The organism is Spiribacter vilamensis (genome assembly GCF_004217415.1).
Lineage (GTDB): Bacteria > Pseudomonadota > Gammaproteobacteria > Nitrococcales > Nitrococcaceae > Spiribacter > Spiribacter vilamensis.
This window is the reverse complement of record NZ_SHLI01000001.1, coordinates 690,042-704,998: the sequence shown is the minus strand read 5'-3', so window position 1 is coordinate 704,998 and position 14,957 is coordinate 690,042. Positions and strand designations below refer to the sequence as shown.

Below are 14,957 nucleotides of genomic sequence, written 5' to 3'. Positions count from 1 at the left end.
ACTTAGCCCCCGGCGCCGAATATCCGGTTGAGATCGTTGTAGAAGGCCAGGGCCATGAGCATGAAAAGCAACACGATACCGATCTGTTGACCCATCCCCTGGGCGGCCTCGGAGAGGGGTCGCCCCCGCACCCACTCGATTGCGTTATACAGCAGATGCCCGCCATCGAGGACCGGCACCGGCATGAGATTCAGGATACCAAGACTGATACTGACGATCGCAAGGAACTTGAGGAACGGGATCAGGCCGAGCGATACCGAATCGCCGGCGTACTGGGCGATATTGATCGGTCCGCTCAGGTTTTTGACCGACGCCTCGCCGGTGACCATTTTAAATAGCACGTCGACGGTCAGCGTTGCCGCCTGCCAGCTCGAGCCGACCGCCTCGCCCATCGCCGCCACCGGCCCGTAACGGACTTCATGACGAAGATCGGAGAATACCCCGTCGGGGACCTGTGGGGTGACGCCGAGGACGCCCGTGCGCTGGTCTCCCGTCCCACGGCTGTCGAGGGTGAATGAGCGTGTCAGTGACGCGCCCCCGCGCTCGATGGTCAGCGTGACTTCCGCTTCGGGTCGCTCGCGAATCGCCATCACCAGTGCCTGCCACGAATCCACCGGCTCGCCGTCGATCCGCCGGATCCGGTCACCCGGCTCGATCCCGCCCCGAGCCGCGCTACTCTCCGGCACCACCTCGTTGATCACGGGATCGATCCGGGGCTGCATCGGCTGCAGGCCGATCCGTTGCAGGACCTCGCCCTGTTCATCGAGCAGCCGGACCCCCGTCAGGTCGAGTGTCAGCTCGGCCCGTGCACCGCTCTCGCGCTCGACTTCAACGGGGAACGCCCCACCGTCGGCAGAGCCGATCAGGGTCATGACCGTGCCGTCCCACGCCTGGACGTCTTTACCATCGATGCGCAGGAACTCATCGCCGCTGGCGAGCCCCGCCTCCGCGGCCGGCGACCCCTCGGTGACCGGGCCGATCACCGGGCGGACCTCGGTCGCGCCGATCACGAAAACCAGCCAGTAGGCGAGGATCGCCAGCGCGAAATTAAAGATCGGACCGGCGCTGATCACCGCGTTGCGCGCCCACAGCGGCTTGCGATTGAAAGCCCGGTGACGCTCCGACTCGTCCACCGAGCCCTCACGCTCGTCGAGCATCTGGACATAGCCACCGAGCGGTATCGCGGCCAGCACATAGACCGTGCCGTCGGCACCCGTGCGCTGCAGCAGCGGTTTACCGAAGCCGATGGAAAAGCGCAGTACACGCACACCCACCCGCCGGGCGACCCAGAAATGGCCGAACTCGTGGACGGCCACAAGGACGCCGATAACAAGCAGAAAACCGATAATGTTGATGAGCCAGCTCAACGGTGCCTCCAGCGGCGGAGCGAGTCGGCGGCCTGCCGCCTCGCCCACTGTTCATGGGCAATCAATGCCTCGAGGGTTTCATCAGGCGCCGCCGGTAAGGCGGCGAGCGTGTCTTCTATGACCGCAGCAATCCGGTCATATCGCAGTCCCCCGTCGAGAAATTCCGCGACCGCCACCTCGTTGGCACCATTGAGGGCGGCGGTCGCACCGCTGCCGGCGTCGAGCGCGGCCCGTGCCAGCCCGAGGCATGGAAAGCGCTGATCGTCCGGCGCGGCGAAATCGAGCCGCCCCGCCCTGACAAGATCCAGCCGGTTCACGCCCGCGTCGATCCGCTCGGGCCATGCCAGTGCGTTGGCGATGGGCGTTCGCATGTCGGGATTGCCCATCTGCGCGAGGGTCGTACCGTCCCGGTACTGAACGAGCGCATGGATCAGGCTCTGCGGATGCACGACGATATCGACCTGCTCGGCGGGCATACCGAAAAAACGACACGCCTCAATGAGTTCCAGGCCCTTGTTCATCATGGTTGCCGAGTCGACCGAGATCTTGCGACCCATCGACCAGTTGGGATGGGCGCAGGCCTCCTCGACGGTGACCGCGGCGAGCGTTGCCGGGTCGCGATCACGGAACGGTCCGCCCGACGCCGTCAGGATCAGTCGCTCGACACCCGTCAACGCAATCGCTTGGCCGGGCCGATCGGGCAGGCACTGGAAAATACCGTTGTGCTCGCTGTCGATGGGCAGCAGCATGGCCCCGCTGGTCTGCGCCGCGGCCATGATCAGCGACCCCGCCACCACCAGCGCTTCCTTGTTGGCGATAAGCACCCGCTTGCCCGTCTCGACCGCTGCGAGGCAGGGCGCAAGCCCGGCCGCGCCAACGATACCCGCGACCACTGTGTCCGCATCGGAGTGAGTGGCGGCCTCGATCTGGCCGGCCGGACCGTCACTGACCCGGATTCCGGTCAGATCATCGAGCCGGTCCCGCAGCGCGGCGGCCGCCTGCGGATCGGCCATGGTGACGAGCGCGGGCCGGAAGCGTCGGCACAGCGCGGCCATGCCATCGACATCGCGGTTGGCCGACAGCGCGCTTACCCGGTATTGCTCCGGATGGCGGGCAATAACATCCAGCGTGCTGGCGCCAATGGAGCCGGTCGCCCCCAGCACGGCAACGCCGGTTGGATACGGCGACCCGGTCACGGAACGCTCACAAGCGCCGCCGCCAACACCGGGGCTGCCGCAAGGAGCGCATCGATGCGATCGAGCAATCCACCGTGACCGGGTAGCAGACGCCCACTGTCCTTGCGCCCGGCCTGGCGCTTGAGCACGCTCTCGGACAGGTCACCCACCACCGAGAACAACACCACCATGACAGCGACCGCGATCAGCCAGCCGTAGCCCGGCAGGCCGGCATAGACACCGCCAGTGATGGCCCGCAGGGAAATCACCAGGGCCATTGCCAGCGCCAGGCCACCGACCACACCCTCCCAGGTCTTGCCGGGGCTGATGGACGGCGCAAGTTTGTGGCGGCCGTAGCGCCGCCCGGCGAAATAGCCGCCGATATCCGCTCCCCACACCAGCACCACCAGCACGGTTAACCAGAGCGGGCCGACCTCGGGCTGGCCGTGAATCGCCGCGACGCTCACCCAGGCGAGGGTGAGCGTGATCAGCCCCGCACCACCGCGCAGCCAGCCGGGCAGAGGGGCCGGCGCAGATCGACGTGCCTGGTAGATCAGCCAGACACCGATCGCGAGCCACCACAGCACCCCGGGTACCCGCCAACCCGCCTGGGCCGGGAGATCGACCAGGGCCGCGAGGCCGAGCAGTGCCGCCACGACACCCGCGTAGGCCAGTTTGAGGGAGGGCCGTCGATACCCCGACAGGTCCGCCCATTCCCCGGCGCCCACGAGCATTGCCGCCGCCATCACGATCTGCACCCAGGCCGCCGGCGCCTGCCAGATGAGGGCAAGCACCCCGAGCGCCAGCGGCACGGCAGTGAGGATCCGCTGCCTAAGCATTGCTCGGTCCCCGTTGCCCGGGCACCGCGTTGACCCGACCGAATCGCCGTTCACGACCACTGAACCAGTCCAGCGCCCGGGCCATCTCGTCATCATCGAAGTCCGGCCAGAGGACCGGCGTGAAATAGAGCTCCGTGTACGCCATCTGCCAGAGCAGGAAGTTGCTGATCCGCTGCTCGCCGCCCGTACGAATGAACAGATCCGGCGCCGGAAGTGCATGCAGACAGATCTCGTCGCCGAGCGTGTCACAATCGATGGACGCCGATGATCGCTCCCCCGCCGCCACCTGTTCTGCAAGGCGGCGCGCCGCAGCGGCGATATCCCAGCGTCCGCCGTAGCTGGCGGCGATATTGAGTTGCATCCGGGTCTCGTCGGCGGTTAGCGCCTCGGCCGAGGCGCAACGATCTTGCAGCCGCCGCGACAGCCGTTCGCGATCGCCGATGATCCGCAGACGGATACCGTTTTGCCGGAGGCGTTCGGCCTCGCGGTCGAGCACCCGCATGAACAGCGCCATCAGCATGCTGACCTCGGCCGTCGGCCGCTGCCAGTTCTCGCTGCTGAACGCGAACAGGGTCAGCGCCTCGACACCGGCCCGGGCACAGTACTCGACCGTGCGCCGGACCGCTTCGGCGCCGGCCCGATGCCCGTGGTGGCGGGGTTTTCCCCGTTCGGCAGCCCAACGGCCGTTGCCGTCCATGATGACCGCGACATGCCGGGGAACGGCATCCGGGGAAGCAGTCTGTTCGGTCGTCATAGGTCGAATGACCTCAGATGGCCATCAACTCTTCTTCCTTCGCGGAGAGCATCTCGTCAATGATCTTGACGTGGCGATCCGTGAGCTTCTGGATGCGATCCTCGCCCTGCTTCTGGTCGTCCTCGGTGATTTCCTTGTCCTTGAGAAGCTGCTTGAAGTCGCCATTCGCGTCGCGACGGATGTTGCGCACCGCCACCTTGGCCTGCTCGCCCTCGCTGCGAACCACCTTGACCAGGTCCTTGCGGCGTTCCTCGGTCAGCGGTGGTAGCGGAATCCGGATGGTCTGGCCGGCGGAGTTCGGCATCAGACCCAGGTTCGATTCCATGATCGCCTTTTCGATGGGCGACACCATGCTTTTCTCGAACGGCGTGACCATCAGCGTCCGGGCGTCACCCACCGCGACCGATGCCGCCTGGTGCAGCGGCACCTCGGTGCCGTAGTAGCTGACCGTCACCTGGTCAAGCAGGCTGGTGTTGGCCCGGCCGGTACGGATTTTCTGGAGATCCTGACGCAGGCTCTCAACGCTCTTGTCCATGCGTTGGTCCGCGTCTTTGGCGATATCGTCGATCATTGAGTCACCCCAGCTCGACCCGTGTCCCGACATTCTCGCCTTCGACGATGCTTGCCAGTGCCCCGGGTCGGTTAATATCGAATACGATGATCGGCATGTTCTGGTCCCGGCACATGACAATCGCCGTCGCGTCCATCACGGACAGCCGTTCATCGAGAACGCGGTCATAAGTCAGGCGCTCGTAACGGAATGCCGAGTCATCGGTCACCGGATCGGCCGAATAGACGCCATCGACCTTGGTGGCCTTGAGCATTACGTCCGCCCCGATCTCGACCGACCGCAGGCTGGCCGCCGAGTCGGTTGTAAAGAACGGATTACCGGTGCCCGCAGCGAGTATGACCACCCGCCCCTTTTCCAGATGCCGAATGGCGCGTCGCCGAATGTAGTCCTCGCAGACCTGGTTGATCTTCACGGCGGACATGACCCGGGTAAAGACGCCCTCGTGCTCGAGGGCGTCCTGCATGGCCAGTCCGTTCATCACCGTGGCGAGCATGCCCATGTGATCGGCACTGACCCGATCCATGCCGGAAGCCGCGAGGCCCGCGCCCCGAAAAATATTGCCGCCACCGATAACCAGGGCCACTTCGACCCCCCGATCGATCAGCGCATGAACCTCGGCCGCGAGGCGCCGAAGCACCTTGGGATCGATACCGTAATCGGCCTCGCCAAGCAGTGCCTCGCCGCTGAGCTTTAAAAGAATTCGCCGGTAGACTGGATCCGCCATCGAACGACCCTCAGCTGCCCTGAATCGTCGCGGCCACCTCTTCGGCGAAGTTCTCTTCCTTCTTCTCGATTCCCTCACCGACCTCGAGCCGCGTGAAGTCGATCACCCGAGCTCCTCTGGCCTTGAGCAGGTCCTCGACGGTCTGATCGGGATCCTTCACGAACGGCTGTCCGAGCAGGGTAATCTCGGCAAGCCACTTGCGAAGCCGGCCCTCGACCATCTTGTCGATGATCTCCGGCGGCTTGCCGGAGGCCTGTGCCTGCGCCACCAGCACCTCGCGCTCGCTTGCGGCACGCTCTTCGGGTACGTCGTCGACGCCCACGCAGACCGGGCGACTCGCGGCGATATGCATGCACAGATCACGGCCGAGGGCCTCGTCACCGCCCTCGATCTCGACAAGAACACCGATCCGGCTGCCGTGAAGGTAGTACTGGACCTGGCCGGACTCGCTACCGTAGCGCTGGAAGCGACGGATCTGGATATTCTCGCCGATCTTCGCAATCAACTCTTTCTGCGCGAGCTCGACCGAATCGCCACCGGTTTCGAGCGGCAGCGCCAGCAGCGCCTCCAGATCGGCCGGGTCGTCGTTGAGGATGCGCTCCATCACCTTGCCGGCGAAGGCCTGGAAGTCATCGCCGTTGGCGACGAAATCCGTCTCGCTGTTGATCTCGACGATCGCGCCGCTGCGACCATCATCGGCCACTTTAGCGATCACGGCGCCATCCGCCGCGACCCGGCCGGCCTTCTTGTCCGCCTTGGCGAGGCCGCGCTTGCGCATGTGCTCGACCGCCGACTCCATATCGCCGTCGGTTTCCACCAGGGCCTTCTTGCACTCCATCATGCCGGCGCCGGTGCGCTCGCGCAGATCCTTGACCTGTTGTGCGCTAATTGCCATCGGTTATTCCCTTTGTTCGGTATTCGTTAGCGGGCGGTCTACTCGCCGCCAGCGGCCTTCTCGTCGCCGGTCGCCGGCTCGGCGACCTCGGCCTGCGCGGCCTCGCCCGGCAGTTCGACGAACTCGTCATCGCCTGCCGGCGTCTGCGCCGTACTCATACGCGCATCGAGGATGGCATCGGAGATGCCCCGCAGGTAGAGACGGATGGCGCGGATCGCATCGTCGTTGCCCGGCACGACGTAGTCGACCTCGCGCGGGCTGTTGTTGGTATCAACAACGGCAACCACCGGAATGCCCAGCTTTTTCGCCTCCTGGATCGCGATCTTCTCGTAGCCGACGTCGATCACGAACAGTGCGTCCGGCAGCGACTCCATATTGACGATACCGCCGAAGGAGCGCTCGAGCTTGTCCATCTCACGCTGCAGCGAGAGGACCTCGCGCTTGCCCAGCTTCTCGAACGTGCCGTCGGTCTTCTGCTGCTGGAGCTCTTTGTACCGGCGGATCGAGTGCTTGACGGTGCGGAAGTTGGTCAGCATGCCGCCCAGCCAGCGGTGATTGACATAGGGCATACCACAGCGATCGGCCTCTTCGCGGACGGCGTCCTGAGCCGCGCGCTTGGTCCCGACGAACAGGATCCGGCCGCCGTTGGCGGCAAGCTTGCCGGCATAGTTAACGGCATCCTCGTAGAGCGGCAGGCTCTTCTCGAGGTTGACGATGTGGATCTTGTTGCGGTGGCCGAAGATGTACGGTGCCATCTTCGGATCCCAGTAACGGGTCTGGTGGCCGAAATGAACGCCGGCCTCCAGCATCTGACGCATGGTCACTTTCGCCATGTCTGAAACTCCTTTTGATCGGGTTGAGCCTCCATGGACCCGCAGCTGACAACCTCTAAGGGCACCCCGCCAGCCGTGTCGGACCATGTGTGGTTTTTTGATTGAATTGCCCAGAAGGCGCTGCATTTATACCATAGGCGGCTAACAGCGACAATTTGAAAGCCCTCATGACGATATCAACCAAGTCACCCGCCGAGATCGAAAAGATGCGCGAGGCCGGCGCTCGTGCCGCCGCCGTGCTCGACATGATCGGCGAGCATGTCCGTCCCGGCGTCACTACCGGCGAACTCGATCGACTCTGCCACGAGAAAATCGAGGCGATGGGCGACATCCCCGCGCCTCTCAACTACCGCGGCTTTCCGAAAGCGACCTGTATCTCGGTCAACCACGTGATCTGCCACGGCATTCCCGGCGACAAGAAACTCAAGCGCGGCGACATCCTCAACATCGACGTCACCGTCATCCATGACGGCTGGCACGGTGACACCAGCCGCATGTACTTCGCCGGCGAACCCGGAGTTCAGGCGCAGCGTGTCAGCCGCGTCGCCCACGACGCGCTCTACGCCGGCATCGATGTGGTCAGACCCGGCGCACGGCTGGGGGATGTCGGACATGCCGTCCAGTCCTTCGCCGAGGGCGAAGGCTGCTCGGTCGTCCGCGAGTACTGCGGTCACGGCATCGGCCGGGGATTCCACGAAGATCCACAGGTCCTGCATCACGGTCAGCCCGGCACCGGCGAGACCCTCGAGCCGGGCATGACTTTTACCATCGAACCGATGATCAACGCCGGCCGCGCCGAGACCCGGCTGCTTGGTGATCAGTGGACCGTGGTGACCAAGGATCACAGCCTCTCGGCACAATGGGAGCACACGGTCGCCGTCACCGATGAGGGAGTCGAAATCCTGACCCTCAGTGGCGACGACTGAGATGATCGATCGACAGCTCCTCGATCTCGACGCGCTCGACCACGAGCTCACCGACACCGCCAACGTCACCCCCATCCTCCAGCGCGCCCTGCGCGAGGCGGACGATACGCTCAGTGCCCGGTTTCTCGATGGCGAACCGGCGTTCAAGCTCGTACCGCTGCGCGCCGCGGTCATGGACGCCGTCGTCACCCGCGCCTGGGCGATCTGCCTCGGGGAGTTCGCGGACAGTGCCTGCCTGGCGGCGGTCGGGGGGTATGGCCGCGGCGAGCTGCACCCGGGTTCGGACACCGATCTGATGATCATCATCCCCACGCCGCTGCCGGAGGCGCTCGAGGCGCGGTTGAGCGACCTCGTGACCCGCCTCTGGGATATCGGCATCGAGGTCGGTCACAGCGTACGCAGCGTCGATGACTGCGTCTTTCAGGCGAAACGGGATATCACCGTCGCCACCAACCTGATGGAGTCGCGGCGACTGGCGGGCAATGCGTCGCTGTTCCACGCCATGGAAGAGGCGACAAGCCCCTACCAGCTGTGGTCCGGGCCGGATTTTTTCGAGGCCAAGTGGGCAGAGCAGCAAAAGCGCCACGAGCGCTACCACGATACCGCCTACAACCTCGAGCCCAACCTCAAGGAAAGCCCCGGCGGGTTGCGCGATATCCACATGATCGGCTGGGTGGCCAAGCGCCATTTCAATGCCGGCGCGCTCAGCGACCTCGTCGACCTGGGGTTTCTCAGCGAGAGCGAGTACGAGGAACTGATCCAGGGCCAGCACTTCCTCTGGGATATCCGTTTTGCCCTGCACGGCCTCGCCGGTCGACGCGAGGATCGCCTGCTGTTCGACTACCAGGCCGACCTCGCCCGCCAGTTCGGCTACAAGGACACCGAGCACACCCTCGCCGTCGAGCAGTTCATGCAACGGTATTACCGCATGATCAAGCGGTTATCGCGACTTAATGAGATGCTGCTGCAGCTCTACCAGGAAACCATCCTCTATACCGAGCTCGACGAGAAACCGCAGCTCCTCAACAAGCGCTTCCAGATCAAGCGCGGCTTTATCGAGGTCACCCACCGTAACGTCTTCCAGCGCTATCCCTTCGCCATGCTGGAGCTTTTCCTGCTCATGCAGCAGCACCCGGAGATCCGCGGCATCCGCGCGGCAACGATCCGCCTCCTCCGTGAGCACCGCGGCCTGATCAATAACGCCTTCCGCCGCGATCTGCGCGCCCGCAGCCTGTTCATGGAGATCTTCCGCCAGCCGGCGGGGATCACCCACGCCCTGCGGCGCATGCACAGTCACGGCATCCTCGGCCGCTATATCCCGGCATTCGCGGCGATCACCGGTCGCATGCAGTACGACCTGTTCCACGTCTACACGGTCGATACACACACGCTGATGGTGGTCAGTAACCTGCGACGACTGAGCGTGCCGGAGCATCGCGACGAATTCCCGCTCTTGAGCGAGATCCACTCGCGCCTGCCAAAGCCCGAGCTCCTCTACCTGGCGGCCCTTTTCCACGACATCGCCAAGGGACGCGGCGGCGATCATTCCGAGCTCGGTGCCGAAGATGCCTACGCGTTCTGCCTGCAGCACGGGCTGTCGCGCTACGATTGCCGATTCGTCGCCTGGCTCGTGCGCAAGCACCTGCTCATGTCCATGACCGCGCAGCGTCGCGATATCAGTGATCCCGGCGTGATCAACGAATTCGCCGGCGAGGTTGGCGATCGCAAGCACCTCGACTATCTCTACCTGCTCACCGTGGCGGACATACGCGCCACCGACGCCAAGCTCTGGAATAACTGGCGCAAGTCACTGCTCCAGGAGCTCTACCGCCGCACCACCCAGGCGCTTCGGCGCGGGCTCGGCCAGCCCATCGACCAGGACGAGCTGGTTGCCGAGGCGCAGCACCGCGCCCGCGAGCTGCTGCGGCACAAGGGGCTGCATCATATGACCGTGCGCTCGATCTGGCGGCATTTCACGCCGGATTATTTCCTGCGCTACACAGCGGCCGAGGTGGCGTGGCACACGGAGGCGATCCACGCCGCCGGCGATGCCGCCCATGCACCGCTGGTGCTGGTGGAACCGGAAGCCGCACGCGGAGGTATCGAGGTGTTCATCTATACCCGCGACCGCGGCAATATCTTCGCGCTGGCGGTCTCGGCGCTGGACCAGCTGAGCCTCGATATCCTCGATGCACGCATCATCACAACCGACAATGGTTACACCCTGGACAGTTTTCTGGTCCATCCCCCCGCCGGCGGCGACGATCCGGCAGACTCGGCGGCGACCATCCGCGAGACGCTGCTTGCCTATCTCGAGGATCCGCAGACCCTGCCCGAGCCGGCCACCGGCACCACCCCCCGGCGGCTGCGGCATTTCAACACCATGACCCAGGTCGATTTCAGTGATGACACCCGCAACGAGCGCACCGCCATGGAGCTGATCGCGGGCGATCAGCCCGGGCTGCTCGCCCAGGTCAGCTATACCCTCGCGCGCTATGGCGTGCGGGTACAAAATGCCAAGATCGCCACCCTCGGCGAGCGCGCGGAGGACGTTTTTTTCATCACCGACGACGCCAATGGCCCGCTCGACAGTGCTACCCGCCAGCGGCTGCGCAGCGAGCTGCTGAGCGCGTTCGACGATGATTCGGATATTATGCGGAGGGGTGATGGCGTCTGACCGGCAGGCACCCGGTCAACCCGGACTGGCACGCCTGCAGCCCTATCCCTTCGAGCGCCTGCGCGCACTGCTGGCCGGCATCGAGCCACCCTCGGAACCGGCACCGGTGCCGCTATCCATCGGCGAGCCGAAACATCCCGTACCGGCATCGATCGCCAGTGCGCTCAAAGACGGTGTGGCCGAGAGCCTGGGCCGGTATCCCGCCAGCGCCGGCCTGCCCGAACTGCGTGAGGCGATCGCGGGCTGGCTCGGCCAGCGCTTCCGGCTCGACGACACGGCGGTCGATCCGGACCGACACATCCTGCCGGCGGCGGGTACGCGGGAGGCGCTCTTCGCCGTCACCCAGGCCCTGCTCGACCCGGCCGACCGCCCCGATGTGTTCATGCCCAACCCGTTCTACCAGATCTACGAGGGCGCCGCGTTACTCGCCGGCGGCCGGCCGCGCATGCTCAATACCGATGCCGACAGTGGACTGCCGGTGATCGAAGCGGTAAGCGACGCCGACTGGGCGCGCTGCGGTCTGATCTATCTGTGCAGTCCGGGCAACCCCACCGGCCGGATCATCCCGCAGGCGTTCTGGCAGCGGCTGTTTCGGCTACAGGCGCGTCACGGCTTCGTGATCGCCGCAGACGAGTGCTATAGCGAACTCTACCGCGACGAATCGCACCCACCCCTCGGGCTTTTGCAGGCCTGCGCCGCCGAGGGCCGTCACGGCTTCGAGGGCTGCCTGGTCTTCCACAGCCTGTCGAAACGCTCGAACGTACCGGGGCTGCGATCCGGATTCATCGCCGGTGATGCGCGTCTCATTCAGGCGTTCCGGGCCTATCGCACCTACCAGGGCTGCGCGCTGCCACTGCACGTGCAAAAGGCCAGCGTGGCCGCCTGGTCGGACGAAACCCACGTTCGCGCCAATCGCGACGCCTATCGCGAGAAATTCCGCCGGGCACGGGCGATTCTCGCCGACGTCGCCCCCTATCGCGAGCCCGAGGCCGGTTTCTACATCTGGCTGCCGGTTCCCGGAGGGGATGACGAGGCGTTCACCCGGGCGCTCTATGCCGCCACCGGCATCACCGTTCTACCGGGCCGCTATCTGTCGCGCCCCACCGCCGACGGCGACCCCGGTGCCGGCCACGTGCGCATGGCACTGGTGGCCGACACCGCCGTCTGCGAGGATGCGATGCGGCGGATCCGCCAATTCATCGAACAGACGTACTGACCCACGGAGAGCATTCAATGGAATCCATCCAGGAAACGATCGAGTCCGCTTTCGAGCGGCGCGACACACTGACGCCCGCCAACGCCCCTGCCGAACTACACGATGCCGTGGCCCGGGCGCTGGGTCGACTCGATCGGGGCGAGGCACGCGTTGCCGAGAAGGCCGACGGCGAATGGCAGGTCAACGAGTGGTTGAAAAAGGCCGTTCTGCTGTCGTTCCGCCTCACTCCCAACCAGCGCATGCGCGGCGCCGAGACGGATTACTTCGACAAGGTGGCGATGAAATACGCCGACTACAACAGCGCCGACTTCGAGGCCGACGGGGTCCGCGTTGTCCCGCCGGCCGCCGCGCGTCGCGGCGCCTACATCGCCGAGGGCGTGGTGTTGATGCCCTCCTACGTCAATATCGGCGCCTATGTCGATCGCGGCACCATGGTCGACACCTGGGCGACCGTAGGCTCGTGCGCGCAGATCGGGCGCAATGTCCACCTCTCCGGCGGTGCCGGCATCGGCGGTGTGCTCGAGCCGCTGCAGGCCAGCCCCACCATTGTCGAGGACAACTGCTTTATCGGCGCGCGCTCCGAGATCGTCGAGGGTGTTCGGGTGGAGGAAGGCGCCGTCATCTCGATGGGCGTGTTCATTGGCCAGAGCACCAAGATCTACAACCGCGAAACCGGCGAGGTGATTCATGGCCGGGTGCCCGCCGGCGCCGTTGTGGTTCCCGGCAGTCTGCCCGCCGCCGATGGCAGCCACAGCCTTGCCTGCGCGGTCATCATCAAGCATGTCGATGCCCAGACCCGTGCCAAGGTCGGCATCAACGAGCTGTTGCGGCCCTGAGTGGCGGCCGACGATTCCATGGACGCGTCCGACAGCGCTGACCGGGCCCTCGCACTCACCGAGGCGCTGATTGCCCGTGCCTCGGTGACCCCGAGCGACGCCGGCTGTCAGCCGCTGATCGCGGAGCATCTGACGGCGGCGGGATTCGACATCGAGTGGCTGCCGCGGGGCGACGTCACGAATGTGCTCGCGACCCGCGGTCGATCCGGTCCGTTACTACTCTTCGTCGGGCACACCGACGTGGTGCCGGCGGGACCGGTGGCGGGCTGGCGGTCGCCACCGTTCGAGCCGACGCGACGCGATGGCCACCTGTTCGGTCGCGGCAGTGCCGACATGAAAACCAGTGTCGCCGCCTTCACCACAGCCTGCGAGGCCATGGCGGCGACCCCGGCGGCCGTTGAGGGACTGCGCATTGCCGTTGCGTTAACCAGTGACGAGGAGGGCCCGGCGCAGGACGGCATGCGGGCGATCGCGCCAATCCTCGCCGAACGCCTGGGTACCATCGACTGGTGCCTGGTCGGCGAGCCGAGCAGTCGGACAACCCTCGGCGATACCATCCGGGTCGGTCGACGCGGCTCCCTGAGTGGCGAGATTTCCGTGACCGGGCGCCAGGGCCATGTCGCTTACCCGGACCAGGCCGATAATCCGGTACATCGCCTTGCCCCGATCCTCGCCGCCCTGGTCGGCACGCAGTGGGATAGCGGCACCGAGGAATTCCCGCCGACGCGGCTACAGATCACCGGTATCGATACCGATACGGATGCGGGCAACGTCATCCCCGGACGAGCCTCGGCCCGGTTCAACCTGCGCTATTCCCCGGCCACCACCGCCGAAGCGCTGCAAGAACGGATTACCACGACGCTCGAGACGTATGCGCCAATGGCAGGCATCCACTGGCATCACTCCGCGGTGCCGTTCGCCAGCGATGCCGGACCACTGCGGCAGGCAATCAGCGACGTTATCGAGGACCGAATCGGCAGCGCACCGATCGCCAACACCGCCGGCGGGACATCGGACGGGCGATTCATCGCGCCGCTAGGGGCGGAGGTGGTCGAGTTCGGACCGGTCAACCAGAGCATCCACCAGATCGATGAAAACGTCGCCATTGACGCCATCGGTCAGCTGACCGAGGCCTACGAGGCGATTATTCGCCGTCTGGCCCGGATTGCTCGGCGGCCAGACTAAGCAGTCGCCGTGCTGCGGCGCGACCACTGCGCCACGCCCCCTCGACCCGACCATCGGTGATCCAGTCACCGGCACACAAGAGATGGTCGTGCTCGAGATACCCGGCGGGCTCGGCGAGTGCGGTACGAGCCCGGGCAAAGCGCCAGCGATGGGCGATCTGATCGCGGATCAGCGGTCGCCGCCGCACCAGGTCGGCGAAACTCCGCGCAAGGAACTCCCCGGCAGCATCCGGCGACCACTCGATATTCGCCTCGCTCCAGGCGTCGGTCGCATGCAACGTCCAAATCTCCGGGTCATCGGGGCGCTGGGGACGGGAGCCCAGCCGTGCCACCCAGCCAAGGGGACCGCTGCTAGGGAAGCCGGCATCGAAGTCTACGTCCAGCGGTTTCTCGAGGACCACCCCGGCCGACCAGCAGGGCTGCATCGGCGCAGCCACCGCCCGTGCGGCGAGGCGCGGACTGGGCTCGGCCAGCAGCGACTGCGCCTGGGGTGCCGGGGCGGTCAGCAGAACACTGTCGAACTGGCCCAGGGATTCCCCGTGGCGGTCGTAGATGGCCCATTCCGTCGATTCGCGAACCATTTCACTGACCTGCACACCGCTGTGCAGATCCACACCATCGGCCATGTAACGCGCGAGGGCCGACATCCGCGGCACGGCCACTAGCCGCTCCTGGGGCCGCGCCGGCTGTCGCTCCGGCAGCACCAGAGGTGTCACCACCCAGGGCTCGACCACCCCGGCCTGCCGCCAGTCATCCACCGCAGCCCGAAACTCGCCGTCGCGAGCGGTAAAGTACTGAGTGCCCAGGTCAACGCCGCCGTAAGGGGTGCGTTTACTGACGATCCGTCCACCCGGGCCGCGGCCCTTGTCGAAAACCACCGGCTCGATGCCGGCGGCCCTCAGCGCGCCGGCCGCACTGAGCCCGGCAATGCCCGCTCCAATAATGGCGATACGCATGGTC

At 65.6% G+C, this 14,957-nt stretch carries 14 protein-coding genes; 5 read left to right on the top strand and 9 right to left on the bottom strand.

Translation table 11 applies throughout. The features are described 5' to 3' along the window. Window positions 1-2: 2 nt before the first annotated feature. The 8 genes from rseP to rpsB are packed head-to-tail and all read right to left on the bottom strand — an operon-like array spanning window position 3 to window position 7,158. On the bottom strand, window positions 3-1,367 hold the full coding sequence (gene rseP, locus EV698_RS03500) for an RIP metalloprotease RseP (protein WP_130502764.1): 1,365 nt from the start codon (window positions 1,365-1,367) through the stop codon (window positions 3-5). Next, complete coding sequence (locus EV698_RS03495; protein WP_130502763.1) at window positions 1,364-2,563, bottom strand: 1-deoxy-D-xylulose-5-phosphate reductoisomerase; 1,200 nt, start codon at window positions 2,561-2,563, stop codon at window positions 1,364-1,366. Before EV698_RS03495 ends, rseP begins: the two co-directional genes overlap by 4 nt. Beyond that, window positions 2,560-3,381 carry a phosphatidate cytidylyltransferase gene (locus tag EV698_RS03490; RefSeq protein WP_130502762.1) on the bottom strand — a complete coding sequence of 274 codons (822 nt, stop codon included), beginning with the start codon at window positions 3,379-3,381 and terminating at the stop codon, window positions 2,560-2,562. The genes EV698_RS03495 and EV698_RS03490 overlap by 4 nt, the downstream gene beginning before the upstream one ends. Further along, the gene (gene uppS, locus EV698_RS03485; protein ID WP_130502761.1) at window positions 3,374-4,135 is read right to left on the bottom strand and encodes a polyprenyl diphosphate synthase; all 762 of its coding nucleotides are present in this window, start codon (window positions 4,133-4,135) and stop codon (window positions 3,374-3,376) included. Before uppS ends, EV698_RS03490 begins: the two co-directional genes overlap by 8 nt. A 13-nt stretch (window positions 4,136-4,148) precedes the next feature. Beyond that, window positions 4,149-4,706: a ribosome recycling factor gene (frr, locus tag EV698_RS03480; protein ID WP_130502760.1), complete on the bottom strand. Its 558-nt coding sequence runs from the start codon at window positions 4,704-4,706 to the stop codon at window positions 4,149-4,151. 4 nt (window positions 4,707-4,710) lie between these two features. Next, complete coding sequence (gene pyrH, locus EV698_RS03475) at window positions 4,711-5,430, bottom strand: UMP kinase (RefSeq protein ID WP_130502759.1); 720 nt, start codon at window positions 5,428-5,430, stop codon at window positions 4,711-4,713. Window positions 5,431-5,440: 10 nt separating this feature from the next. Continuing rightward, the gene (gene tsf, locus EV698_RS03470) at window positions 5,441-6,325 is read right to left on the bottom strand and encodes a translation elongation factor Ts (RefSeq protein ID WP_130502758.1); all 885 of its coding nucleotides are present in this window, start codon (window positions 6,323-6,325) and stop codon (window positions 5,441-5,443) included. A gap of 38 nt (window positions 6,326-6,363) precedes the next feature. Next, complete coding sequence (gene rpsB, locus EV698_RS03465; protein ID WP_130502757.1) at window positions 6,364-7,158, bottom strand: 30S ribosomal protein S2; 795 nt, start codon at window positions 7,156-7,158, stop codon at window positions 6,364-6,366. Between the two features lie 167 nt (window positions 7,159-7,325). On the opposite strand from rpsB, the gene map reads away from it, so the two are divergent. Genes map through dapE form a run of 5 tightly spaced genes read left to right on the top strand, consistent with a single transcriptional unit; the run spans window position 7,326 to window position 13,998 of the window. Next, window positions 7,326-8,084, top strand: a complete 759-nt coding sequence (map, locus tag EV698_RS03460) for a type I methionyl aminopeptidase (protein WP_130502756.1) — start codon at window positions 7,326-7,328, stop codon at window positions 8,082-8,084. Window position 8,085: 1 nt separating this feature from the next. Beyond that, the gene (glnD, locus tag EV698_RS03455) at window positions 8,086-10,761 is read left to right on the top strand and encodes a [protein-PII] uridylyltransferase (protein WP_130502755.1); all 2,676 of its coding nucleotides are present in this window, start codon (window positions 8,086-8,088) and stop codon (window positions 10,759-10,761) included. Next, window positions 10,751-11,977: a succinyldiaminopimelate transaminase gene (gene dapC / locus EV698_RS03450; protein ID WP_130502754.1), complete on the top strand. Its 1,227-nt coding sequence runs from the start codon at window positions 10,751-10,753 to the stop codon at window positions 11,975-11,977. The genes glnD and dapC overlap by 11 nt, the downstream gene beginning before the upstream one ends. Window positions 11,978-11,994: 17 nt before the next feature. Then, a complete protein-coding gene (gene dapD / locus EV698_RS03445) occupies window positions 11,995-12,813 on the top strand; it encodes a 2,3,4,5-tetrahydropyridine-2,6-dicarboxylate N-succinyltransferase (protein WP_130502753.1) in 819 nt (272 codons plus the stop codon). Beyond that, window positions 12,814-13,998 (top strand): succinyl-diaminopimelate desuccinylase, encoded by a 1,185-nt coding sequence (dapE, locus tag EV698_RS03440; RefSeq protein ID WP_239016195.1) that lies wholly within the window; start codon window positions 12,814-12,816, stop codon window positions 13,996-13,998. Here dapE and EV698_RS03435 read toward each other — a convergent pair. After that, window positions 13,958-14,953 (bottom strand): NAD(P)/FAD-dependent oxidoreductase, encoded by a 996-nt coding sequence (locus EV698_RS03435; protein WP_130502752.1) that lies wholly within the window; start codon window positions 14,951-14,953, stop codon window positions 13,958-13,960. The genes dapE and EV698_RS03435 overlap by 41 nt on opposite strands. Window positions 14,954-14,957 lie beyond the last annotated feature (4 nt).